The organism is Plantibacter sp. RU18 (assembly GCF_050613355.1).
Lineage (GTDB): Bacteria > Actinomycetota > Actinomycetes > Actinomycetales > Microbacteriaceae > Plantibacter.
The window spans coordinates 1,701,434-1,725,241 of record NZ_CP159618.1 but is presented as its reverse complement, the minus strand read 5'-3'; the positions used below and the strand labels follow the sequence as shown (position 1 = coordinate 1,725,241).

The window sequence follows — 23,808 nt, the reverse complement described above, 5'->3', positions numbered from 1 at the left end:
GTGCCGGTCCAGCGCACCGCGCTGGCTTCAGGCAGGGGTTGGTTCGTATTGGCGCTGGTCGGCGACGACTCCGCCGAAGCGGAAGGGCGCGGTGGTCTCCCGGGGGCGCAACGAGTCGTGCACGTCCGCCGAGGCCGCATCGGTGAGCAGCTGCAGATACCGTGCATCGTCGATGACGGTGCGTGCGTCGAGCAGTCCACGGTTGCCGTCACTCCGGAGCGCGTCCCGGTAGCCGGAACGGACGATACCGCTGAAGCACTCCGCGACGGCTCCCGAACCGTAGCTGAGGAAGCCGATGCGTTCACCGGCGAGATCGAGCCCGCTGTCGAGGAGTGCGAGCAGCGCGAGGTACACGGACGCGGTGTAGCTGTTGCCGATGACGCGGTTGTACCCGGTCGTCGGCTCGATCTGCGCGTCGAGCTCGGCCTGCGTCAGCTCGGACCCGGTCACCTTCGCGAGGTGCCGGTGCGCCTTGATCGCCATCTTCGTGAACGGCTGGTGGTAGCAGAAGTGGTCGATCTCCTCGAACGAGGCCCCACCGCGAGACCGGAAGTCCTCCCAGGCGCCCTCGATCGCGTTCTGGTACGCCGAGATCGACAGCTTGCCGTCGACGATCGCCGTCGCGCTGTGGTTCGGCCGCCAGAAGTCCATGACGTCCTGGGTGTAGACACCGGTCGGCGTCTCGAGCTCGAGGATCGCGGGGTCTGCGGCGACGAGCATCGCGACCGCTCCGGCGCCCTGCGTCGGCTCGGCGTTCGAGTGGAGCTCGTACCGGGCCACGTCGCTCGCGATCACGAGCACCGTCTCGCCCGGCGTGCGGGCGACGAGCGCAGCCGCGAACTGCAGCGCAGCGGTCGCCGAGTAGCAGGCCTGCTTCAGCTCGACGACGCGGACGGCCTGCGGCAGCCCGAGAAGACGGTGCACGTACACGCCGGCGGCCTTCGACTGGTCGATGCCGGACTCGGTTGCGAACAGCACCGTGCGGAGCCGCTCAGTGCCATGGCGCTCGATGATCGGGGCGGCCGCCGCGGCCGCCATGGTGACGATGTCCTCGTCGGCCGCGGGAACGCTCATCTCGCTCTGCCCGAGACCGACGTAGTACTTCGCCGGCTCGACACCGAACCGGGCGGCGAGCTCGGCGAGGTCGATGCGGTTCGCGCCGGTCGCGAAGGCGATGTCCTCGATACCGACGACTGGGATGCTGGACGATGATGCGGTCACGTGCTGGGTGCTCCGTTCGAGCTTCGGGGTGCACCGGTCCCCCGGTGCGGTGGGGTCAGGACTGGGCGTTCGATGCGGACGGCGCGGTGCGCTCGAGCTTCAGGTGGGCGGCCATGAGTTCGCCGGGGTTGGTCTGCGCCGCGAGCAGGGACAGTTCCCCGCACCAGACGGCGGCAGCGCACAGGACGGCGAGACGACGAGCGTTCGCACCGGATTCGCGATCCTCCCGGCAGCCGAGCCGGGCGAGGTTCTGCTCGACGAACCCGAGACCCTTGCCGTTGCCGACGGTTCCGACGATGAGGTTCGGGAGCGTGCACGAGAAGTACAGGTCGCCGTCGTGGACCTCGGCGTGCGTGACGCCCTGCGAACCCTCGACGATGTTCGCGGCGTCCTGGCCGGTCGCGAGGTAGAACGCGAGCAGCATGTTGGCATAGTGCGCGTTGGCGCTACGCAGACCACCGGCGAGGATCGTGCCGACGAGGTTCTTGCGGACGTTCAGCTGCACGATCTGCTCGGGCGTCGTGTGCAGGAACCTCTCGACGATGGCGCGTGGGATGGTCATCTCGGTGACGACGTTCTTGCCCCGACCGAGGATGCCGTTGACGGCGGTCGCCTTCTTGTCCGAGCAGTAGTTCCCGGAGATCGACCCGTAGCGCAGCTGTGGCCAGCGCTCCATGATGTACGGCATGAGTCGATCGGAGGCGAGCGTGACCATGTTGTGGCCGGAGGCGTCGCCGGTACGGAACTCGAGCCGCAGGAAGAGGAGATTGCCCGCGATCTGCGAGTTGATCTCGATGAGTTCGGCGAACCTGCTCGACTGGGCGACGACGGCCTGGAGCTCGGGGAGGCTGCGCTCGATCTCGCGGAGCGCCTGGAGGGCGTCGCCAGCCGAGTCGACCTCGAACAGCACGGAGCGGCTCATACGCTCATCGATGAGCGTCGCGCGGATTCCGCCGGGCACCATCGAGGAGATGCGGGCGCCGCGGCGCACCGACGGCCACAGCGGGCTCTCGTAGGTGGCGAGCGGAACCTCCTGCTCGCCGGTCATGACGTTGCCGCTGAGGTGCAGCGGACCGATCCACTTCAGTGGGACGGGTGCGACGTCGTCTGGATCCATGTTCATGCGTCGTGTTCCGTTCCGCCGCGGCGGGCGTCGTGCTGCTCGGCGAAGGGCTGAGCGAAGGTGGACCTGATGGATTCGACGGCGCGGTCGTCCGTGCGACTGATCTCGGCCGGTCCCCAGGGGCTGTGTGCTGCGTCGATGAGGCCGGTCGGTGGATGGACGGTGAGCGGCAGGCGCTCGATGCCGTTCGCGGCCCAGTCGTCCTCGAGTTCCGCGGTCGACACGGATTGTCCGATGAAGGCGATCCCGCAGTCGCCGCCGCCGGCACCGGAGGACTTCGCGGCGCCACCGAGACGTTCCGCCGCATCGCAGAGCTGGGCCAGCGCCGCGGTCTCGATGTCGACGCCGGCATCCCGGCCGAGGCCGGCGAGCGTCGCACGAGCGGAGCGGACGGCCCCGAGGACGAACGCCGGATCGTCGTCGTTGAGACCGATGGTCAGGGCGTCGACGGCAGCGCGGCTCGCCGCCAGGAACGCCGTGTAGTGGGCGCTCTCCGCCCACTTGCGCGACTGGAGCTCGTCGACGAGACGAGTGGTGGATGCAGGTTCGCCGGTCCAACCGACGAGGAGCCGCAGGGAGGTCGGCGGCGACAGACGCTCCAGCCCGAGCTCGGCCCACGGGTCGCGCAGTGCCGCGAGGACCCCCGACTGGTGCCGGAGTTCCCGCAGCCGCGCACGATCCGGCGAGGTGTACCGCAACCAGCCACCGAACATGCTCGCGGCCAGGTCGCCACCGGACGCAGCCGGAGCGACGTCGATCGTGGCGAGGATCGCGAGCTTCAACATCTGCGTCCTCGTGAGGTCGAGCTGGTAGAACTCGTCGAGTGCCCGGACCGTCGCGGTGGTCACGGCGGCGCTCGAGCCGAGGCCGAACTTGCGACCGCTCGCGTCATCCAGTTCGCTCGTGATCGACAGTGCGGAGAACTTCGGAGCGACGCCGAGTTCGGCGACGAGGGTCTCCATCGTGCTCACGGCGGACAGGACGTGGTCGAGTGGGCGTTCCTCGTGATCGACGACGACGCCGTTGCGGTCCCGCCGCCAGATGATCGGTGCCCGCCCGTACTGGTCGGAGAAGATGCGACCCTCGTGCTCGCTCGCTCTCAGACGCACGGTCACGCATCGATCGACGGCGACGAGGATGGAGGGGTGCCCCGGCTCGACGACGGCGTACTCGCCTGCGACGAAGAGCTTGCCTGGCGCCTTGATCTCGATCATCGCGCTCCTTCCGTTGTCTGCTCGCCCACCGATCCAGCGGGCTCCGAGGTGGTGAGCCTCGCGCCCCGTCCGGCTCTGGCGGGGATGACGCCGATCTCCGGTCGTGCTTCGGTGACCCGAGCCGCCAACCGGTCGACCTCGGCCGCCTGGCAGAGGATCTTCACGTTCGGGCCGGCGTCCATCGTCGCATAGCATTCGAGGCCATCGGCTCTGAGGTTTGCCACGAGGTCGAGGAGTTCGACGCTCGCGGGGTTCCAGTACCGCACCGGCGGCTCTGCACCGAGCATGGTCGCGTGCATCCGCATGGCGTTGCGTTCGGCGATCGTGCCCACCCGGGTGAAGTCGGCCGCTGCCACGGCGGCGAGCATCTCGTCGAGTTCGACGGGTGTGCGCTCGATCCATGCCGGGTAGTACGGCGACGTTGCGACCGTCCGGCGCATGCCGTCTCGACTCGACACCGTCTTCGCTCGCGCGTCGAGGACCGTCAGGACCATGCCGAGTTCGAGACCGGGGGCCGGCACGGCCTCCGCGAAGGAGGACGCGTCGTCGTGGCCGGCGTGCCAGATGGCGAGGCCGTCGAAGATCGACCGCGATGCCGATCCGGAGCCTCTGCGGGCCAGACGCGAGAGGCTCCGCGCGTCCAGGTCGAGGCCGAAGGCGGTGGATGCGGCGAGCGCCAGCGCAGCGAACCCGGAGGCGGAGGAGGCGAGTCCTGCGCCGGTCGGGATCTCATTGTGGGAGTCGACGACGACACGGTCGTCGCGGCCGGCGAGCGCACGCACGAGGTCGACGAAACGCGTCACGCGGTCGCGGGCGGTGCCCTCGAGCGGGTGTCCTCCGAGCAGGACGACATCGTCCGGGGTGTCACCCACGCGGACGGTGGTCGTGGTGGGAGCGGCGTCCAGGGTGAGCGAGAGGCTCCCGGTCCACGGGAGGATGAGGGCCTCGTCGCGCTTGCCCCAGTACTTCACCAGGGCGATGTTCGGGTTCGCGAGCGCGGTCGCTGTGCCGGGCGTCGCGGCCGCAGCGGGTTCGGTGGGGGTGGTGGTCACGCGTAGTCCTCCGCGTCGATCGTCCAGGTGCCGAGGGCTCCGGCCTCCAGGAGGGCTTGCGAGATGCGCTCGGCGTCGACGGCGGTCGTCGCGAGCGTGATGATGCAACCGCCCTGTCCGCCGCCGGTGAGTTTGGCGCCGATGGCACCTGCCCGGGTGGCGACGTCGAGGAGGGCGGTGATGGCCGGGTGTCCTGCACCGAGCTCGTCGAGCACGGCCTGGGCCGCGGTCATGCGCGAGCCGAGGGCGTCGCGACGATCGGCAGCGAGGTCGGCGACCCCTGCGAGCGTCCCCGTCTCGAGTTCGGCGAGCAGCGCGCGCCCGCGCTCCGGGTGGGCGTCGACGAAGGCGCGCACGTCCGCGACGGCCTGTCGGGTGGATCCGCGGGCGCCGGTGTCGGCGACGACGAAGCTCCCGCCGAACCGGATCTGCGGGTGTTCCACGACCCCGGCGGTGAACAGGACCGGTACCGAGGCGCTGGTCGCGCGGGCGTCGAGTCCGCTCGGTGTGCCGTGGGCGACGCGCTCTCCGCGCTGGACGAGCTCGAAGCGGTCGGCGTCGCTGAGGGTGGTTCCATGCAGGTCGGCGACGGCGTCGACGATGGCGTTGGCCGCTGCGGCGCTGGAGCCGAGGCCACGACCGATGGGCAGGGTGCCGCGGACGACGACCTCGACGCCCTCCGGACCGGCACCGAGGTGGGCGAGGGTCTCGAGCACGCTGGTACCGAGCGGGTCGGCTGGATCGACCGGGCCGAGTGAGATCTCCGTGTCGAGGATCGACGCGCCGTCGATGCGACGGGCAGCGGCCTCGACGCGCAGCGACGGGATGGGCAGGGCGATCGCAGGAGCACCGTAGACGACGGCGTGTTCGCCGAGCAGGATCGCCTTCGCGTGCGCGAAGCCGCGACCGGTCGTCGCCGTGTGCTCTGTCGTCATCTCACCATTCTGGTCCGAAAACGTGCAGCTGGCTGCACATCGGGTGCCCGGTCACGATCTGGTATGACGGCGGTTCCCCGCCCATCGTCCCAGACCCGCACCCGGGCGCTGCACGGTGGGCAGGCTGAGGGAGCTGCCGGAGCTCTCACGGCTCGTCCCATACGTACCGGAAACACCCAGCCTACGCCGCGAAGCCGTCCGACGGCTCGCAAGGTGTTGAGCAACAGGTAAGGGGCGGCTAATATCGGACCACCTCCATTCATGCAGACGATGGTCGCCGCACCAAGCGGCCGCGTCGACACGGACCGACCCTCCAGCGACGTAGATCCAGGTTCCGTCATCTCACCGTCTCCGGGCCTTGTGACGCCCGGCATTCCGAGGGGTACCCCGTGATCTCACCCGTTGTTCAACCGCGCCCGCGTGCGCTCGCACCAGCCGCTCTGCCCGACCTCGTCGACCGGCAGACGGACAAGAGCGATTGCGGCGTCGGCTTCATCACCCGCAAGGACGGCGTACAGAGCCACGACGTCATCGCGCTCGGCGACACCGCCCTCTGTGCGATCCCGCACCGCGGCGGCATGTCCTCCGAGGGCGTCGGTGACGGCGCCGGCGTCCAGATCGACCTCTCCGTCGACTTCTTCAGCGCGCTCGCCGGCCGACAGCTCGAGGCCGGCCGGTTCGGCGTCGCGAACGTCTTCATGCCCGTCGAGCACGGTCGTGTCGTCGACGCGGAGGCACTCATCGAGCGGGCGCTCGGCGAGGCCGGGTTCACCGTTCTGCTCGCACGTGCGGTCCCGACGGTCGATGCCGTGCTGCGACCCGCCGCAGTGAAGTACCAGCTGCCCATCCGGCAGTGGGTGTTCGTGGCCGACGACGGCGTCTCGCCCGAGGAGGTCGACCGACGCACCCATGCCGCGCTCCTCACGATCGAGGCGACGGCCTACACGGACATCACGCTCGACGGCCTGTACCCGTTGTCGCTGAGCGCACGGACCCAGGTGCTGAAGGGGCGGCTGAACTCAGGAGAGGTCATCTCCTACTTCGCCGACCTCGCCGACCCGCTGCACCGCGTCCGGACGCTCGCGTTCCACACCCGGTTCTCCACCAACACCGCACCGCACCCCTCGATGGCGCAGCCCTTCCGCCTCATGGCGCACAACGGCGAGCTCAATACCGATCGGAAGAACCGCCTCTCCGAGACCGCGCTCGCAGCAGCCCGAGGCCGGAAGATCATCCGCGCCAGGGGTCAGTCGGACAGCTCCCGCTTGGACCAGATGCTGCACAGTCGTGTCGTCGAGGACGGACTCGAGCTCCTCGAGGCCGTCGTCTCCGTGATGCCGCCGGCCTGGGAGAACGACCGCACGCTCAGCCGCGAGGTCCGCTCGATGCTCGAGTACTTCTCGCTCGTCGAGGAGAAGAACGACGGCCCGGCCGCGCTCATCTTCAACGACGGCACGACCGTCGGCGCCCGCCTCGACCGCCTCGGCCTGCGCCCGCTGCGCAGTGTCGAGACCGAGGAGTACCTGTGCGTGACGTCGGAGGCCGGACAGATCCCGTTCCCGGACGAGGACGTCGTCCACCGCGGACGGATCGAAGCCGGCGGCATGCTCGCGTTCGACCACCGGACCGGCACCCGCCTGCGGACGGATGAGGCGCTCGAACTGCTCGCGACACGCAAGGACTACCCGTCGATGCTCGCGGCGGTGGCGATCGATCTCGACGCGCTCGAGGACGGCGGCCCGCTCACCGAGAGCGACGAAACGCGGGAAGACGCCGATCCGTTCGCCTACGACGGCGGGCTCGACCTGGTGCAGCGGTACGTCGCGTACTCGCTCAACCAGGAGAGCTTCAAGTTCATGACCGATCCGATGCTCGCCTCGGGCAAGGAGCGGATCTCGGCCATGGGCTACGGCAACGCCATCAACGCGTTGTCCGATCAGGAGGGCGGCCTCGCGAAGTACTTCTCGCAGCGCTTCGCCCAGGTGACGAACCCCCCGCTCGACAGCATCCGTGAAGCGGACGGCATGACCCTCCGCGTCGCCCTGGGCCCGAAGCCCGGAAGCGGGACGGTCGGCACCAAGCAGCTCGTGCTCCGCTCCCCCATCATCAGCGAGGGCGAACTCCGCCGCCTCGGCCAGCAGGAACTCTCCCCTGTGCAGTGGTTCGACATCCTGTACCCGCCGGCGGGTGGCGAACAGGAGAACGCCGATGCGCTCGAAGCGGCGGTCGACCGTGTCGCCTCCGAGGTCGCGGCGTTCGCCGCAGCGAACGGCGGCATCGCGATCCTCAGTGACCGCGGCCTCCACGCCGATGGCGCAGCGATCCCGCTCATCCTCGTCATCGCGGCCGTAAACCAGCGACTCATCGACGACGGCCTGCGCCTGCGCGTCTCGCTCGTCGTCGACAGCGGCCAGCTGCCGTCCTCGCACCACGTCGCGTCGGCTCTGGGCTTCGGCGCGTCGGCCGTCCACCCGCTGGCGGTGCGCCTCCGTGCCCAGCAGAAGCACCCCGACGACGTCGATGCCGCCTGCAAGCGGTTCGCCGACGCGGCGGAGAAGGCACTGCTGAAGACCATGGGCCGTGTGGGCCTCTGTACCGTCGAGAGCTACATCGGCGGCGAGTTCTTCGAGCCGAACTACCTCGATACCAGCGACCCGGTACTCGCGCGGGCGTTCCCGCACCTCCGGGCTCCCGTCGGCGGTGTGGGCTTCGCCGGAATCGCCAGGACGGCGAGCGCCTGGCACCGACGCGCCGTGTCGACGGCAAGCGAAGCGGACGTGCCTCTGCTCGGTCTGTTCAAGGAGCGCGCCGAGGGCGCGGGTCACTCCTACGGGACGACAACCGTCCGCGGCTTCGTCGACCTCACCGAGGAGACCATGCACCTCCCGCGCGTCGACACCACCCCGATCGACCGCGACGGCGGGCTCCTCGGCGACGACCCGCTGCGCCTCCACACCATCGGCAACCTGGAGGATGCGTTCGGGATCGACGACGAGGCCTACCAGCACACCTCGTTCGAAGCACTCGACGACGAGGAGATCGACGCGTTCACGATCACGCCCGGCTACCGCTCGTTCATCCAGTCGATGACGACCGAACGCCGTCGCCGTCCAGCCGCACTCCGCGACGTCCTCGTCCTGCCCGAGGACATCACGCGCCTCACGACGCCCGAGGAGTTCGCCCGCGAGCTCGACCGACTCGGTCCCGTGGGCAACTCGTCGATCGTCGTTCGCGGCCTGTCAGCGACCAGGACGGAGCAGGGGCGCCACCGTCTGCACCTCACCGGCCCACTCGCAGGCGACCTCACCCGTGTTTCAGCGCTCGGCGAGTACTACGTGCGCCGCTTCGGCAGCGACATCACGGGCCATTGGATCTCTGGCGGCGACCTCATCGTCGAGGCGATCGGCGCAGCCGACGACTACTTCTCGATGCTCGTCGAGGCGCCGGAGAGCATCGCGACCGAGCTCGTGCAGCCCGCAAGCGAGATCACCCGGTCACTCGCGTCCGGCGCCATGAGCCACGGCGCGCTCGTCGCAACCGCCCACGAGGCCGTCGCGCACGGCACGAACATGGTCGGCGGCATGTCGAACAGCGGAGAGGGCGGCGAGCACCTGTCGCGGTACGGCACCATCCGCGGCTCGCGCATCAAGCAGTTCGCCTCAGGCCGCTTCGGCGTGTGGGCGGGCTACCTCGCCGACCCCATGCTGCAGGAGCTGGAGATCAAGATCGGCCAGGGCGCGAAGCCCGGCGAGGGCGGGCAGCTGCCCGCGCCGAAGGTGACGATCGACATCGCTGCAGCACGAGGCGGCACCCCGGGCATCGAACTCATCTCGCCGCCACCCCATCACGACACCTACTCGATCGAGGACCTCGCGCAGCTCATCCACGACTGCAAGGCGGCCCGCGTGCGCGTCGTCGTCAAACTCGTGTCCTCCGAGGGGATCGGCACGATCGCGGTCGGCGTCGCCAAGGCGGGCGCGGACGTCATCAACGTCGCGGGGAACACCGGAGGGACCGGAGCGGCTGCCGTCACGAGCCTCAAGTACGCCGGCCGCAGCGCCGAGATCGGCATCGCCGAGGTCCACCAGGCCCTCAGTGCGAACGGTCTGCGCTCGAAGGTCACCCTGCGCTGCTCCGGCGCGCACCAGACCGGACGTGATGTCGTCATCTCCGCCCTGCTCGGCGGCGACAGCTTCGAATTCGGGACGACGGCGCTCATGATGCTGAAGTGCGTTATGGCGAAGAACTGCAACGTCAAGTGCCCGGCCGGTCTCACGACCAACCCCGAAACGTTCGACGGCGACCCCCGCGCACTCGCGCAGTACCTCCTCAACATCGCGCACGACGTGCGTGAGCGGCTGGCGATCCTCGGTCTCCGGTCACTCCGGGAGGCTCGGGGCCGGACCGATCTGCTGCACCTCGTCGACCACCCGGCGGCCGTGGCGGACCTCGACCTGCGCGCCATGCTCGCCGTGGTCCCCGAGGTGATCGTCACCGATCCCGTCTACATGGAGAAGGACTTCACGCTCGACGACGCGCTCATCGAACGCGTCCGCGCCGGACTCTTCGAAGACGGCCGGACGAGCATCGACCTCGGATCCGAGCACGACGAGGCCGGCATCCGTCTCGGCAACCGCTGGCGGAGTGTCGGTGGTCAGCTCGCCATCGACCTCGAGCGGCACCTCAACCACGAGCTCGACGACGAAGCGGCCGCAGCGATCCCGTCGATCGTCACCGACGACCGCGGGCACCGTACACTCGCGGCCGACTCGGTGACGATCCGGACGGAGCACTCCGCCGGGCAGTCGTATGCCGCGTTCTGCATCGACGGCCTGCACTGGCGGCACACCGGCACCTGCAACGACGGCGTCGGCAAGAGCGCATCGGGCGGCAGCATCGCAGTCCTCTCCCCCGGCGGCGGCAGCACCGAGCCCGGCGGCAATGTGCTCGTGGGCAACTTCGCACTCTTCGGCGCAACCGGCGGACGCACCTTCGTCCAGGGCGAGGCCGGCGACCGGTTCGCCGTGAGGAACTCGGGCGCGACGGCGGTCGTCGAGGGCGTGGGCGACTACGCCTGCGAATACATGACGAACGGCGCTGTCCTGAACCTGGGCGGATTCGGCATCGGCTTCGGCAACGGCATGAGCGGCGGCTTCGTGTACCAGTACGACCCCCGGGGCGAACTGCCCGACAAGGTGAGCGCCGACTCGCTGCTCCTCGGATCGATCACGGAGGGTGAACAGGCGGCGTTCCATGAGGCCGCGGTGCTCCTCATGCTCGAGTGGCATGTCGAGGCGACGGGCTCTCCGCTCGCGACCCAGTTGCTGGCCGACTGGGAGACCACCCGCCACCATGTCGTGTTCGGCATGCCGCGTGCCCTGCTGCTCTACCAGGACAGCGACGCGATCCTCGCGGCCAAGACCCGCAAGGAACTCCTCGACGAGCTCGGCGCCGCTCTCGCCACCCAGCAGCTGCGGTCCTTCAAGCTCGACTACCGCGACCGTCGACCGGTCCGCGGCGGACGCGCACCGGGACTCGGTGAGCGCTTCGGCGAGCCCGAGGCCGACCCACAGGACGTCTACGCACTCCTCACGAGCTACGCCGTGCTGAAGCTGGCACAGGAGGTCGCCCTCTCGCGCACGCCAGGCGTCGACGACCCGGCGCACCCGAGTGTCCAGGCGACGGTGCGCACGTTGATCCTCACCGAGGACTTCGGCGTCTCGCAGCGCGTGCAGCGCGCGGCCCGTGAGCTGCTCGAACGCTACGACGACCTCGAGCTCGCGGCCATGATCGCGGCCAAGCGCCTCCACGACTACACGGAAGCGCTGCGCCTGCGGAACGTCCGCTCGATCGACCACCCTGGCACCACCGGATGGATCATGCACCAGCACGCGAAGAACCGGGCCCGATCCGCTCTCACGGGCGGCACCGAAGAACTCTTCGCCTCGGCGGCACTCGCCGAGCTGACGGCGGCCGGCCGCCGATGAGCGCGCCGATCATGGAGGGAACGATGAGCGCATCGCGGGACGCAGCGACGATGGAGACGACCCCGGTCGTGTTCGAGGCGCTCGCCGCGCTCGGCGCCAACAACGCCGACGACCCGTTCATCCCGGCCGACGCGCCGTTCAGCGCGGAGCAGCGGGTGTGGCTCGCCGGCTTCCTCGCCGGCATCCGGTCGAGCGCCGTCGACACCTCCGACCCGGGTCCGGGCACGCCTCAGCTGGCGCTGCACGTCCTGATCGGCACGCAGACGGGCACCGCCGAGATCATCGCGGACGACCTCGCGCGAGCCGCGTCGGGCTTCGGGGTGTCGGCGACAGCATCAGGGCTCGACGACATCGAGATCGAGAAGCTCACGACGCTCGGCCATCTCGTCGTCATCACCTCGACCTATGGGGAGGGCGAGATGCCCGACAACGCCGAACTGTTCTGGGAGGCTCTGCAGGCGAGCACCGCCCCGCGTCTCGACGGCCTGAAGTTCTCGGTCCTCGCGCTCGGTGATTCGAGCTACGACGGGTTCTGCCAGGCCGGCAAGCTCATCGACACCCGTCTGGAGCAGCTGGGTGCGGAACGCGTTCTCGCCCGTGTCGACTGCGACGTGGACTACGAGGAGCACGCGGCGGCCTGGACCACCGAAGCCCTGACGATCTTCGGCGCGCTCGCGCCCGCGGACGGCGAGGCGCCGGCCCCTGTCGCCGCGCCGATCAAGAAGCCCGCCAGAACGCGCTCGCCGTGGACGCGCAAGACGCCCTACGGCGCGACACTCGCCGTGAACCGTGTCCTGTCCGGGCCTGCGTCCTCGAAGGAGATCCGGCACTACGAGTTCGACCTGGGCGACAGCGGCATCGAGTACGCCGCCGGGGACGCGCTCGGTGTCATGCCGACGAACGACCCGCGACTCGTCGACGCGATCATCGCCGAGCTCGACGCGAGCACGGACGAACCCGTCGAGGACTCGACGCTGCTGGAGCGTCTCACGCACGGCTTCGAGATCCGCACACCATCGCGTGAGCTGGTCGCGGAACTGGCCGAGCGCGCTCCCGGGTCGGAATTGGCGGGTGTCCTCGCGCTCGGTCAGGCCGAGACGCTCGACTCGTGGCTGCGCGACCGCGACGTCCTCGACCTCCTCCGCGCGTCGTCGGTCCGCTTCGGCGCGACCGAGCTCCTCGACAACCTCAGGCCGTTGCAGCACCGTGCCTATTCGATCTCGTCGAGCCCCCTCGCGTCGGACGGCCGCGTGCACCTCACGATCGCGAGCGTCCGCTACGCCGTCGGCGAGCGTTCCCACGGCGGCGTCGCGTCCACCCACCTCGCCGACCGTGTCGTCGAGGGTGGGAGGAGCGGCGTCTTCGTCTCCGCGAACTCCGGGTTCCGAGTGCCGGCCGACGACGACGCCCCACTCATCATGGTCGGCCCGGGCACCGGGATCGCTCCGTTCCGCTCGTTCCTGCAGGAACGACGCGCCCGCGGGGCCTCGGGCCGGAACTGGCTGTTCTTCGGGGACCAGCACCGGGCCCACGACTTCATCTACGAGGACGAGCTCGGCGAATTCCTCACCGGCGGTGTGCTCGACCGCCTGGACCTCGCGTTCTCCCGCGACCAACGGGAGAAGGTCTACGTCCAGACGCGTATGCGCGAGAACGGCAAGGAGCTCTACGCCTGGCTCGAGGAGGGCGGCCACTTCGCTGTCTGCGGTGACGCATCGCGGATGGCGAAGGACGTCGACCACGCCCTGCACGAACTCATCGCGGAGCACGGCGGGCGTTCCCTGGAGGCAGCGGCCGAATACGTGCATGCGCTGAAACGCGAGAAGCGGTACATCCGGGACGTGTATTGAGTCCGGGCGCGGGCGCTCCGGTGCCCACCGGCGCGAACCCGCCCCGAACCCGGTCACCGAGCCGAACCCGGCCGCCGAGCCGAACCCGGTCACCGAGCCTGACGAGGTGCCGCTACGCGTTCTCGGCGCCGAGGAGTGCCGCTGCCGCCCGCGCCTCGTAGACGCTCTCGTCGAGATCGTCGCCCGCAACGTTGACGTGCCCGACCTTGCGCCCAGGACGCGGGTCCTTGCCGTAGTTGTGGACCTTCGCCGTGGGGTGGGCGGCGAGGACACTCGGGTACCGGTCGTCGAGCGAGCCCTCGACCGGTCCACCGAGCACGTTCACCATGACGGTCCAGTCGCGGTGGCAGCCGGTCGAGCCGAGTGGCAGATCCAGCACGGCGCGCAGGTGCTGCTCGAACTGGCTCGTGACGCTGCCGTCCTGGGTCCAGTGCCCGCTGTTGTGCGGACGCATCGCGAGCTCGTTGATGAGCAGGCGGTCGTCATCGGTCTCGAACAGTTCGACCGCGAGCACGCCGGTGACACCGAGCGCGGTCGCCACGGTCACGGCGATCTCTTCAGCCACGTCCGCGAGGCGACCGGCCGACTGCGGAGCCGGCGCGATGACCTCGCTGCACACGCCACCGAGCTGCACGGTCTCCACGACGCGCCACGGCAGGACCTCGCCGGAGGGACGACGAGCGACGAGCTGGGCGAGTTCGCGTCGGAAGGAGACGAGCTCCTCGACGAGCAGCGCCCCGCCGTTGCCGTCCTCGGCGAGCGCCGTGAACCAGTCGTCGACCTCGTTCGGCCCGCGCACCACACGGACACCCTTGCCGTCGTACCCGCCGCGGGGGGTCTTCACGACGGCAGCGCCGCCGTGCTCCTGGAGGAACGCGGCAAGCTCGTCGCGGTCGTGGATGCGGGCCCAGTCGGGCACCGGCAGGCCGAGTTCGGTGAGGCGTTCGCGCATGAGGAGCTTGTCCTGAGCGATCGCGAGGGCATCCGGGCCGGGGTGGACCTGCACGCCCGCGTCGACGAGCGACCGGAGGACGTTCTGCGGCACGTGCTCGTGGTCGAAGGTGATGACGTCGACGGTCTTCGCGAATGCGAGGACCGTGTCGGCGTCGCGATAGTCGCCGACCTGCACTGTCGCGAGCTTCGCGGACATGCCCTCCTGCTCGGCGAGGACCCGGATGTCGAGCCCCAGGTTCACCGCGGCCGGCACCATCATCCTGGCGAGCTGACCTCCACCGATCACTCCGACGCGAATGCTCATGGGTTCACTCCAGCTCTCCGGCAGCGGGCCGGCGGGTTCTCGTAGCGGCAGGCGGGACCCGGTTCCGCGAGCGGATCGACGGGTGTCCCGACTCATCATCGTACCGTCGACCCCGGCCTGCCAAGCCGCCGTCGAGTGGTCCTGAGCCGTCGGGGCTCAGCCCGCGTACGGGACCTGCTGCGGCGCCGGATAGGGCGCCGCGATGCTCTGGTTCTCGGCGACGAGCTCGTGGAGAGCGTTCTGCACCAGTACGGCGCCCGGGACGTCACGCAGGACGACGGGTACCTCTCCCCCGGACGTGACCCGCACGTTGCCGCTGCCGAAGGCGCTTTGCACCCAGCTCTTGTGCACCGTGATCCCGTACCCACGTGCGTGATACAACTCCTGACGGGTACGGACGAAGAACCCTCGGCGGACGATGAGTCGACGCGTGGTGATGACGTATCGGACGGACAGCCACGCGATGAACGGGAGCACGCAGGCGAGCAGGACGATCAGACCGCCGCCGATGAGCACCGCCCAGTTCTGCCATTCGAGCTCGAACGAGCCGTAGAAGAACGCACCGGTACCGCTCACCGCGATGAGCAGGAGCGCTGGGAGCAGGAGCCGCCGGGCATGCGGACGCAGGCGTGCGACCACACGTTCGGTCGCCGCCGCGGGAGGAGCCGGCCTGCCCGGCCCCGTCATACCGGGATCAGCCATGCTCCCATTCATAGCAGGCGCAGCAACCCCCTGCGCACTGCCACCCCGGCCGACGGCAATCCAGTCCGTCCCGCCGACTACCATGAAGGCGTGACAGCGGCGGAGGACGGCACCACGGCGAACACGGCACGTCCGGGCGTCGTGTCCTCCTTCGTGGAGGGGGTGGGCATCTTCTTCGGCGGCTTCCGACTCTGGGGCACCTCGCCCAAGCGCATGGTACTCGGCATGATCCCGGCGGCGATCGTGGGTGTGGTCTTCATCGCGTTGATCGTCGTGCTCGCGGTGAACGCCGTCACGATCACGGATTGGGCGACGCCGTTCGCCGAGACGTGGGACGAGCCGTACCGCTCCTCGATCCGGATCGCCGCTGCCGTCGCCCTGATCGCGGTGGCGGTCGTGGTGGTGCTGTACGCCTACGCGGCGGTCACCCTGCTCGTCGGAGACCCCTTCTACGAACGCATCTGGGCCGACGTCGAACGCGGCCTCGGCGAGGCACCGGCGGAGTCCGGCGAGTCGGCCTGGCGGGGCCTCCTGACGGGCCTCGGCCGTGCCGTCGGGCTACTCCTCCTGACCGTGCCGACCGGAGCAGCCCTGTTCGTCCTGGGATTCGTGCCGGTCGTCGGCCAGACGGTGGTGCCGGTCCTCGGCCTCGCGGTCGGCGGGTGGTTCCTCGCGCTCGAACTGACGGGGTACGCGTTCGACGCCCGCGGGGTGTCGCTCCGCGACCGGCGTCGGCTGCTCGGTCGCCGACGGTCCAGGACCCTCGGGTTCGGGATGACCGTCGCCGTCCTCTTCCTCTTGCCGGCGCTGTCGGTCCTCGTCATGCCCGCTGCGGTCTCCGGCGCCACGGTGCTCGCCCGACGGGCCCTCACGGAAGAGGCGGCGGGCCAGCTCAGCGCACGTGCGTGACGTCACCCGCGGCGACAGCGACGGAATCGCCATCCGTCAACGGTCTGATCACGAGTCTGCCATCCGCGTCGATGCCCTCCGCAGTCCCCGTGAGGTGCGCGCCGCCGGGCAGTTCGACCCGCACCGAACGCCCGAGGGTCACACACGCCTCGGTGACCGCTGCGCGGAGCCCGCTCGCCTCAGCGTCGCCGTCGGCTGCGAGATAGGCGTCGTACAGAGCCGTGAACTCGCGCAGGTACTCCGCGAGCACGACGTCGGCGTCCGGAGCCTCGAGGCCTGCGAGCGCGAGCGAGGTCGACCAGTCCGTCGGGAGCTCCTCAGCGCGCTGGCGCAGGTTGATGCCGGTGCCGACGATCGCCCCGTCTGCGCTCGGAAGCAGCTCCGACAGGATGCCGGAGACCTTGCGTCCGCCGATGAGCACGTCGTTCGGCCACTTGACCCCGGCCTGCACCCCGAGGCCACGCAACGCGCCGGCGAGCGCCGCGCCCGCAAGCAACGGAAGCCAGCCGTAGGCGGCCAGGTCGAGGGGCTTCCCAGCCGCGGTGATGGGGCGCAGCAGGACGGACACGGCGAGCGAAGCGCCCGGCGGGGTCGTCCACACTCGGCCGAGCCGACCGCGGCCGTTGCGCTGATCGTCCGTGACGAGGACCGAACGGTCCGGCCACAGCGTGCCGTCGGCGTCGTCGCGCGCCCGCCGAGCGAGTTCATCGTTGGTGCTCCCCGCATGCGCGAGGATCTCGAGGCGCGGGACGAGGGAGGCGGTGACGGGCAGATCCATGCTGCAACCCTACTGAGGCCGCGCAGCAGGACACGGCACGGGCCAGCGGACACTTGGACAGTGCGCACAAGAGATCAGGGACTCACTTGTGCGCGATCGTCAACGGGCCTGCCGGGGGGCCACCGGGTAAGGTGAAAGTGTGACCGACGAAACCGCCTCCGGCCCTGACCTGTACACGACGGCCGGGAAGCTCGCCGACCTCAAGCACCGCTACCACGAAGCCGTGACCGCGAGTGGTGAAGCAGCCATCGAGAAGCAGCACAAGAAGGGCAAGCTGACCGCCCGCGAGCGCATCGAACAGCTCCTCGACCACGGCAGCTTCGTCGAGCTGGACGAATTCGTGCGCCACCGCACCACGGCGTTCGGCATGGACCGCTCGCGCCCCTACGGCGACGCGGTCGTCACCGGCACCGGCACCATCCACGGTCGCCAGGTCGCCGTGTACTCGCAGGACTTCACGATCTTCGGTGGCTCGCTCGGAGAGGTCGCCGGCGACAAGATCATCAAGATCATGGACCTGGCGCTGAAGACCGGCGTCCCCATCATCGGCATGCTCGACTCGGGTGGTGCCCGAATCCAGGAGGGCGTCGTCGCCCTCGGCAAGTACGGCGAGATCTTCCGTCGCAACACGCAGGCCTCGGGTGTCATCCCGCAGATCTCCATCATCATGGGCCCCGCCGCCGGTGGCGCCGTGTACTCCCCCGCCCTCACCGACTTCGTCATCATGGTCGACAAGACCAGCCAGATGTTCGTTACCGGCCCCGACGTCATCAAGACCGTCACCGGCGAGGACGTCGGCATGGAGGAGCTCGGCGGCGGCTACACGCACAACACCCGCTCCGGTGTCGCGCACTACCTCGCGAGCGACGAGCCGGACGCCCTCGACTACGCGCGGACGCTCGTCGGCTTCCTGCCGGACAACAACCTGTCGGAGCCCACCGTCTTCCCCACCGAGGTGGAGCTCGAGACGACGGACGAGGACCGCCGTCTCAACACCCTCATCCCCGACTCCCCGAACCAGCCGTACGACGTGAAGACCGTCATCGAGCACGTCGTCGACGACGCCGACTTCCTCGAGGTGCAGCCGCTCTTCGCCCCCAACATCGTCATCGGCTTCGCTCGGGTCGAGGGCCGCTCCGTCGGTGTCATCGCGAACCAGCCCTCGCAGATGGCCGGAACGCTCAACATCGAGGCAGGCGAGAAGGCCAGCCGCTTCGTGCGGTTCTGTGATGCGTTCAGCATCCCGATCCTCACCCTCGTCGACGTTCCCGGCTACCTGCCGGGCACCGACCAGGAATGGACCGGCGTCATCCGCCGCGGCGCGAAGCTCCTGTACGCATACGCCGAAGCAACCGTGCCCCTCGTCACCGTCATCCTGCGCAAGGCCTACGGCGGCGCGTACATCGTCATGGGGTCGAAGCAGCTCGGGGCCGACATCAACCTCGCCTGGCCGACGGCCGAGATCGCGGTCATGGGCGGTCAGGGCGCGGTGAACATCCTCTACCGCGGCGAGATCAAGCGTGCGGAGGAGGCCGGCGAGGATGTCGCAGCCGTCCGGACGCGCCTTGCGAACGAGTACACCTACAACGTGGCGAGTCCGTTCCTGGCGGCCGAGCGCGGCGAACTCGACGGCGTCATCGAACCTGCCGCGACGCGGGTCTCGGTCATCAAGGCCCTTCGGGCGCTGCGTACCAAGCGAGCGAGCCTGCCGGCCAAGAAGCACGGGAACATCCCGCTGTGAGTCCATCCGACCAGGAGCCCGTCGCCGAGCCCTCGGCGATCGATCTGCGGATCGTGCGGGGCAACCCGACGGACGAGGAGATCGCCGCTTTGACGGCTGTGCTCAGCGTGGCGATCACGGAGCAGGCGGCACGCGACTCCGAGACAGCGCCGGCGCCGCTCGTACGTTCCACCTGGGATCGCACGAGGCGGAATCTCCGCACCGGCATCACCGCTGGCCCTGGCCACTGGCGAGGCTTCACCGGCTGATTCCGGACGGCACCGCCGGTTCAGGCTCCGGAGCCGTGATCGACGCGTGTTGCCCCCCCCTCGATCTCCCCGGTGTCCCCCAATCGTGTCCTCCATAGTGCCGACTGTCGGGGGTACCCCTTATGGGGGAAGATCATCTTGAGAGTTGAGTCTCATTGAGACCGCTTCACCAGCTTCTGCTCCATCTAGGGTAAGCGGGCAGAAGTTCGGGGGCGGGTCAGAGCGGTATTCGGGTTATCGCTCTGACCCACGAACGCCATGGAGGGCCAGCATCGGGTGCTGGCCCTCCTTTCCCGTTCATGCCCGATGTCCTGGCATCGACGGCATCTCGCCGCCCTCGGCCGTCTCAGGGTCGCGTCAACGAATGGTCGGCCACCGGTGCGGTCGAGTCGTGGCACGCCGCATCCGTTCTCGGTCGGGTCGGGAGGATGCTCAGTCGTCGTGAGAGGCGAGCACCGGGGCGCCATCTGCCGGTGAGCCGTCCCGCGGGATCTCGAGCCAGACGTCGAGCTCCTCGTCGTCCTCGGGGTCCGCGACCACGCCCGGCTCACGGTGGACCTTCCGAAGTCCGACGACCGTGGCTGCGATGCGCTCGTCGTCGGGAACGCTCCGCACGATCAGACGAGTGGCCTTCGATGCCGAGAGCGTCACCGCGATCTGCTCATGGATGGCAGCGAGCACCGCTGGATCGAGTTCGTCGAGCCCACCTTCGTCGAGCATGTTCACGATCGCACCGCGCCGCCTGGCCGCAAGCACCTCCTCGCGGACCGCATCGCTCAGCAGGTGTCGGCCGCGGATCTCGTCACGGAGACTCGCCTCGAGCGTGCGGCACTCCGTGCGGTCCGCGACCGACAGCCTGCCCTCGTTCGCGATGATCGACCGCAGCATGGGTGTCGCGAGACGACCGGTCTGGCTGAGCCGTCGACGCCGTTCATGGACGTGCGCATACTGCGCAGCCTGCCAGTCGGAGGTCGCGTGCTCGGCCTGCGTGAGCCGCTCCGCGTCGTGCTGGGCGCCGGCAATCGATCTCGTCAGGACACTCGCGAGCACGACCCAGATGAGGCTGCCCGTGACTCCCATGCCGAGCGCGAGTCCGGGGCCCGCCCAGACGATCGACTGGACGGTCAGGAAGATGATGCCGATGTACGCGACGAGCTCCCGCTGCCGGACCACCGTGATCGTCATGAGCGTGCCCACGGAGGCGACGTGCCAGGTGGCGTACCCGTTGTTCCTCGACGGGTCGAGCTGGCTCGTCACGAGCAGCGGGACGATGATCGCGGTGGCGAGGTTGAGGCTCGCGAGCCACGGCGGCATCCGGGTGCTGCCGCTCGGCCAGAGACTCAACACACTCGCCGTGGCGTAGACGGCCATGGCGATGATCACCGGCAAGACCTCACGCGGCACGTCGAGCGTCAGCGCAGCCCTGAGCAGGTGGTACGCGGAGAACAGCGCGGCGAGGATGACGAGCGCATACCGCGGGGCCGGGGTCACGAACCCACCTCCGGAGACCAGTCGATCCGGATGACCGCGCCCTCGCCGGGGCGCGCGACCACCGTCGTACGGCCTCCCACGCCGGCGATCCGCTCGATGATCGAGACCTTGAGGCCCAGACGCTCCTCGGCCACCTGCGATGGATCGAAGCCGATACCGTCATCACTGACGATGATGCAGACACCGCCCGACACGGTGCCTTCGATCGACAGCTCGCGCGCAGCATCGATCCCGGCGTGTTCCACGCTGTTCACCATCGCTTGGACCGTCGCCCAGTAGATCGCATTCGCCACGTTGACGGGCATGACACGCCCTGAGGCGCCCTCGACGGTGACGGCGAACGGCTCACCGATCATCGCGGCGGCGACACGCAGACGCTCGATCAGTTCAGCGAGGCCGGTGACCTCGTCCTCGTTGGTCATCGGCGCACCGACGCCTTCGAGCTGCTCGATCGCGACCCGGGCCATCATCACCGCGAGTGCCTCGGACTTCGGCGTGAGGGCGCGATCCGCGGCGAGGAGGGACGCGAGCACGCTGTCGTGGACGATCGAGTCGACCTCGACCCGTTCCACCTCCGTCGCGTGCTGCTTCACGGCGGCGTCATACGTCGCGAGGGCAGCAGCCCTGGCGGCATCGACACGACCGGCGAGCACCCGGAACAGTCCGACGAGCACGACGATCAGGCCGCCGATGATGGTCGCGTACGAGGCGTCGAGCGCGCCGATCTCGAACGACTCCCGGACGAAGTCGGCATCGATGACGCGGTTCACACCGTACATGAGCGAGGTGACCAGGAGGTACAGGATCGCGCCACGGAGCTGCAACGGCACACAGGCGAAGGCGACCGCGATCGTGCACAGATACCAGATCCAGGGCTCCTGGTTGATGTCGGCAGGAGCGGGAGCGTTCACCGCCGGCCAGGTCAGGAGTGCGACGAAGAACACCGCCGCGAAGATACCGGACGCCAGTCGATGGTGCCAGAGGAAGAAGCAGCAGAAGATCGCGGCGAACATCGTCCCGAAGACGACACCGACGTACACGAGACCGAACCAGCCGTCGATCTGGATGCCCTGGCCGAGCGTCGTGAACGCCGTCTGCAGTCCGAAGACGAGACCGATGATCGCGACCGAGCGCCCGAGGAGACGTTCGAAGTTCGCGGTGTTCAGCATCCGGCGCTGAACCTGGGCATCCTTCACGTTCTCACGGATGGCGGGATGCCTGGTCGGAGCCCGGAAGCTAGGAGACATCCTTCCCGCCTTGATCGAGGCCGGGAAGGATCCCGTCCTCGACCGCGCGACGCAGGAGGTCCACCTTCGTCGGTGCGGGACGGCCCACCTCGACGTACTTCACGCGGATGCGGTCGATGTGCTCGCGAGCCGTGGAGTACGCGATGCCGAGCTGCATGGCGACGGTCTTCAGCGGCAGCCCGGAGGCGTACAGGTGCAGCACGTCGCGCTCACGGCGACCCAACTGTGCCCTCGCGAAGTCGCTGTCGGCGTCGATCGCGCTCGCCCACTCGATGTTGTTGAGCGCGTCGCCGCGGGCCACCGTCGCGATGGCCGCGATGACGGTGTCGGTCGGCGAGGACTTGGGGATCACCCCGGACGCCCCGGCAGCGAGCGCCTCGCGCACCAGCGCCACCCGGTCCGCGATGGAGTGGATCAGCACGTGGGCGCCCACCGCCTGCACCGCGTGGATGTTCGAGGTCGGCGTGCTGCCGTCGGAGAGGGAGAGGTCCAGCACGACGACGTCGGGCACCACTCCGTTCAACGCGGCGATGCATTCGACAGCGGTCGGGGCGCTGGCCACGACCTGATACCCGGCGTGCGCACACACCGCTTCGATCCCGAGCCGCACGGACTCGTGGTCATCAATGATTGCGACGGTCACCACGGCACCATCGTAGCGATAGCGGGCGCTCCCGAGCGCGACGCTTGCGTAGCGAGTCGCCGCCAGACGACGGCGCGTGCCCTCAGGCGGAGCGCACGAAGCTCGCGACCGCCTCGACGTGGTGGGTGTTCGGGAAGAGGTCGTATGCGGCCAGGTCGCCCAGCTCGTACCCCTGCTCCGCGAGCAGCGCGACGTCGCGGGACAGCGCGATGGGATCGCAGGCGACATAGACGATGGACGCCGGGCGAAGCTCACCGAGCATCGCGACGACCTCTGCACCGGCACCGGAGCGCGGCGGGTCGAGGACGACGGTCGCGTTCGCATACCGCGAGCGCTCGATACGACTGCCCGATGCGATCTCCGCACGCAGGAAGGCGTCGACCTTGGCGGTTACCGCCTGGGCACCGACCCACTCCGCCAGGTTCTCCCCGGCGTACTCGGTGGCGCGCTCGTCGCTCTCGACGGTCGTGATCCGCGTGGACGGACCGAACTGGTCGCCGATCCCGGCGGCGAGCAGCCCGACGCCGCCGTAGAGATCGAGGTTCGCGGCGCGCGGGTCGAACAGGGCGTCGTCGATCGCCCGCCTGACGGCCTGCTGCAGCGTGACGGCCGCCTGGCGGTGCACCTGCCAGAAGCCGTTCGCGTCGACGATGAACTCACGCGAGCCGACGAGCTCGCGGATCGGGTCGGCCGCTGGCCGCACGGGCTTCGGCCCGCCACGACGCCGGCCGCCACCGCGACGCCGATCGCCGCCACCGGCCTCCTCGGTACGGGCGATGACCCGGACACCGCCCGAGGACGGCTGCACGATGTCGATCGTCGTCGCTCCGTACGGGAGCTCACTCAGCTGGGAGGCGGCTGCCACCGCCTCGGTCGCGAGCGGCAGGTCGGTCACGGGGACCACGTTGTGCGAGCGCGCGGCGTAGGGGCCGACGTTGCCGTGCTGATCGATGTGGAGCGACACCCTCGTCCGCCAGCGCGTGCCGTCCGCGGTCTCGCCCTCGACCGGCGAGACGGTGAAATCGGGGGTGATCCCGGCGAAACGCTCCAGCCCCTCTGCGAGCACCTGGTGCTTCAGCGCGCGCTGGTGCGCCAGGGTGATATGGCCGAACTCGGCGCCACCTGCGCGTTCCTCCGGGACACGGTCGATCCCGGCCTCGGCCCAGATGTGCGGCTGACGGTGCTCTGAGGGCGTGAGGACTTCGAGGGCGTCGGCGCGCCAGAAACGCTTCTCGTTCTCGTCGACGATGCGTGCTCGGACCCGTTCACCCGGAAGCGTGTCCGGGACGAACACGACCCGACCATCGAGTCTGGCGACGAAGACACCTCCGTGGGCTACGTTGGTGATGTCCAGTTCCACGGTGCGTGCAGTCGTCGTGCTCATGCGTCGAGCATGTCACACGGGCGAC

General features: G+C 69.4%; 17 protein-coding genes. 5 read left to right on the top strand and 12 right to left on the bottom strand.

Annotation, left to right across the window (positions count from 1 at the left end):
- Nucleotides 1-27 precede the first annotated feature (27 nt).
- Genes ABMA10_RS08400 through mvk form a run of 5 tightly spaced genes read right to left on the bottom strand, consistent with a single transcriptional unit; the run spans nucleotide 28 to nucleotide 5,545 of the window.
- Nucleotides 28-1,221 carry a hydroxymethylglutaryl-CoA synthase gene (locus tag ABMA10_RS08400; protein ID WP_347870308.1) on the bottom strand — a complete coding sequence of 398 codons (1,194 nt, stop codon included), beginning with the start codon at nucleotides 1,219-1,221 and terminating at the stop codon, nucleotides 28-30.
- A gap of 55 nt (nucleotides 1,222-1,276) precedes the next feature.
- Nucleotides 1,277-2,344, bottom strand: coding sequence for a hydroxymethylglutaryl-CoA reductase (locus ABMA10_RS08395; RefSeq protein WP_347870307.1), 1,068 nt, complete (start codon nucleotides 2,342-2,344; stop codon nucleotides 1,277-1,279).
- A complete protein-coding gene (locus ABMA10_RS08390) occupies nucleotides 2,341-3,558 on the bottom strand; it encodes a phosphomevalonate kinase (protein WP_431031416.1) in 1,218 nt (405 codons plus the stop codon). The genes ABMA10_RS08395 and ABMA10_RS08390 overlap by 4 nt, the downstream gene beginning before the upstream one ends.
- Nucleotides 3,555-4,610: a diphosphomevalonate decarboxylase gene (gene mvaD, locus ABMA10_RS08385; RefSeq protein ID WP_347870305.1), complete on the bottom strand. Its 1,056-nt coding sequence runs from the start codon at nucleotides 4,608-4,610 to the stop codon at nucleotides 3,555-3,557. The genes ABMA10_RS08390 and mvaD overlap by 4 nt, the downstream gene beginning before the upstream one ends.
- Complete coding sequence (mvk, locus tag ABMA10_RS08380) at nucleotides 4,607-5,545, bottom strand: mevalonate kinase (protein ID WP_347870304.1); 939 nt, start codon at nucleotides 5,543-5,545, stop codon at nucleotides 4,607-4,609. The genes mvaD and mvk overlap by 4 nt, the downstream gene beginning before the upstream one ends.
- A 389-nt stretch (nucleotides 5,546-5,934) precedes the next feature.
- Here mvk and ABMA10_RS08375 point away from each other — a divergent pair, with 389 nt between their 5' ends.
- Both ABMA10_RS08375 and ABMA10_RS08370 read left to right on the top strand, forming a co-directional pair.
- Nucleotides 5,935-11,532, top strand: a complete 5,598-nt coding sequence (locus tag ABMA10_RS08375) for a glutamate synthase-related protein (RefSeq protein WP_431031415.1) — start codon at nucleotides 5,935-5,937, stop codon at nucleotides 11,530-11,532.
- Between the two features lie 23 nt (nucleotides 11,533-11,555).
- Nucleotides 11,556-13,382: a sulfite reductase subunit alpha gene (locus ABMA10_RS08370; protein ID WP_347870302.1), complete on the top strand. Its 1,827-nt coding sequence runs from the start codon at nucleotides 11,556-11,558 to the stop codon at nucleotides 13,380-13,382.
- Nucleotides 13,383-13,494: 112 nt separating this feature from the next.
- Here the strand turns inward: ABMA10_RS08370 and ABMA10_RS08365 are convergent, their stop codons facing one another.
- Complete coding sequence (locus ABMA10_RS08365) at nucleotides 13,495-14,640, bottom strand: 5-(carboxyamino)imidazole ribonucleotide synthase (RefSeq protein WP_431031414.1); 1,146 nt, start codon at nucleotides 14,638-14,640, stop codon at nucleotides 13,495-13,497.
- 156 nt (nucleotides 14,641-14,796) lie between these two features.
- A complete protein-coding gene (locus ABMA10_RS08360) occupies nucleotides 14,797-15,342 on the bottom strand; it encodes a PH domain-containing protein (protein WP_347870300.1) in 546 nt (181 codons plus the stop codon).
- Nucleotides 15,343-15,432: 90 nt separating this feature from the next.
- Here ABMA10_RS08360 and ABMA10_RS08355 point away from each other — a divergent pair, with 90 nt between their 5' ends.
- Nucleotides 15,433-16,251: an EI24 domain-containing protein gene (locus tag ABMA10_RS08355; RefSeq protein ID WP_431031413.1), complete on the top strand. Its 819-nt coding sequence runs from the start codon at nucleotides 15,433-15,435 to the stop codon at nucleotides 16,249-16,251.
- On the opposite strand, the gene ABMA10_RS08350 is transcribed toward ABMA10_RS08355, so the two are convergent.
- On the bottom strand, nucleotides 16,235-17,029 hold the full coding sequence (locus tag ABMA10_RS08350; RefSeq protein WP_347870298.1) for a biotin--[acetyl-CoA-carboxylase] ligase: 795 nt from the start codon (nucleotides 17,027-17,029) through the stop codon (nucleotides 16,235-16,237). The genes ABMA10_RS08355 and ABMA10_RS08350 overlap by 17 nt on opposite strands.
- 139 nt (nucleotides 17,030-17,168) lie before the next feature.
- On the opposite strand from ABMA10_RS08350, the gene ABMA10_RS08345 reads away from it, so the two are divergent.
- A complete protein-coding gene (locus tag ABMA10_RS08345; RefSeq protein WP_347870297.1) occupies nucleotides 17,169-18,770 on the top strand; it encodes an acyl-CoA carboxylase subunit beta in 1,602 nt (533 codons plus the stop codon).
- On the top strand, nucleotides 18,767-19,018 hold the full coding sequence (locus ABMA10_RS08340; RefSeq protein WP_347870296.1) for an acyl-CoA carboxylase subunit epsilon: 252 nt from the start codon (nucleotides 18,767-18,769) through the stop codon (nucleotides 19,016-19,018). Before ABMA10_RS08345 ends, ABMA10_RS08340 begins: the two co-directional genes overlap by 4 nt.
- 432 nt (nucleotides 19,019-19,450) lie before the next feature.
- Here ABMA10_RS08340 and ABMA10_RS08335 read toward each other — a convergent pair whose 3' ends face one another.
- The 4 genes from ABMA10_RS08335 to ABMA10_RS08320 all read right to left on the bottom strand — a co-directional run bounded on the left by ABMA10_RS08335 (nucleotide 19,451) and on the right by ABMA10_RS08320 (nucleotide 23,783).
- Entirely contained in the window at nucleotides 19,451-20,509 is a 1,059-nt protein-coding gene (locus tag ABMA10_RS08335; RefSeq protein WP_347870295.1) for a hypothetical protein, read from the bottom strand.
- Nucleotides 20,506-21,756: a sensor histidine kinase gene (locus tag ABMA10_RS08330; RefSeq protein ID WP_347870294.1), complete on the bottom strand. Its 1,251-nt coding sequence runs from the start codon at nucleotides 21,754-21,756 to the stop codon at nucleotides 20,506-20,508. Before ABMA10_RS08330 ends, ABMA10_RS08335 begins: the two co-directional genes overlap by 4 nt.
- Nucleotides 21,746-22,402 (bottom strand): response regulator transcription factor, encoded by a 657-nt coding sequence (locus tag ABMA10_RS08325; RefSeq protein ID WP_347870293.1) that lies wholly within the window; start codon nucleotides 22,400-22,402, stop codon nucleotides 21,746-21,748. Before ABMA10_RS08325 ends, ABMA10_RS08330 begins: the two co-directional genes overlap by 11 nt.
- 79 nt (nucleotides 22,403-22,481) lie before the next feature.
- Nucleotides 22,482-23,783, bottom strand: coding sequence for a class I SAM-dependent RNA methyltransferase (locus tag ABMA10_RS08320; protein WP_347870292.1), 1,302 nt, complete (start codon nucleotides 23,781-23,783; stop codon nucleotides 22,482-22,484).
- Nucleotides 23,784-23,808 lie beyond the last annotated feature (25 nt).

Excerpts from the sequence above, each read along its gene's own strand:
- ABMA10_RS08370 (WP_347870302.1), top strand. The coding sequence starts at position 11,556 with ATGAGCGCATCGCGGGACGCAGCGACGATGGAGACGACCCCGGTCGTG.
- ABMA10_RS08390 (WP_431031416.1), bottom strand. The coding sequence starts at position 3,558 with ATGATCGAGATCAAGGCGCCAGGCAAGCTCTTCGTCGCAGGCGAGTAC.
- ABMA10_RS08350 (WP_347870298.1), bottom strand. The coding sequence starts at position 17,029 with ATGGATCTGCCCGTCACCGCCTCCCTCGTCCCGCGCCTCGAGATCCTC.
- mvk (WP_347870304.1), bottom strand. The coding sequence starts at position 5,545 with ATGACGACAGAGCACACGGCGACGACCGGTCGCGGCTTCGCGCACGCG.
- ABMA10_RS08365 (WP_431031414.1), bottom strand. The coding sequence starts at position 14,640 with ATGAGCATTCGCGTCGGAGTGATCGGTGGAGGTCAGCTCGCCAGGATG.
- ABMA10_RS08360 (WP_347870300.1), bottom strand. The coding sequence starts at position 15,342 with ATGGCTGATCCCGGTATGACGGGGCCGGGCAGGCCGGCTCCTCCCGCG.
- ABMA10_RS08330 (WP_347870294.1), bottom strand. The coding sequence starts at position 21,756 with ATGTCTCCTAGCTTCCGGGCTCCGACCAGGCATCCCGCCATCCGTGAG.
- ABMA10_RS08395 (WP_347870307.1), bottom strand. The coding sequence starts at position 2,344 with ATGAACATGGATCCAGACGACGTCGCACCCGTCCCACTGAAGTGGATC.
- ABMA10_RS08320 (WP_347870292.1), bottom strand. The coding sequence starts at position 23,783 with ATGAGCACGACGACTGCACGCACCGTGGAACTGGACATCACCAACGTA.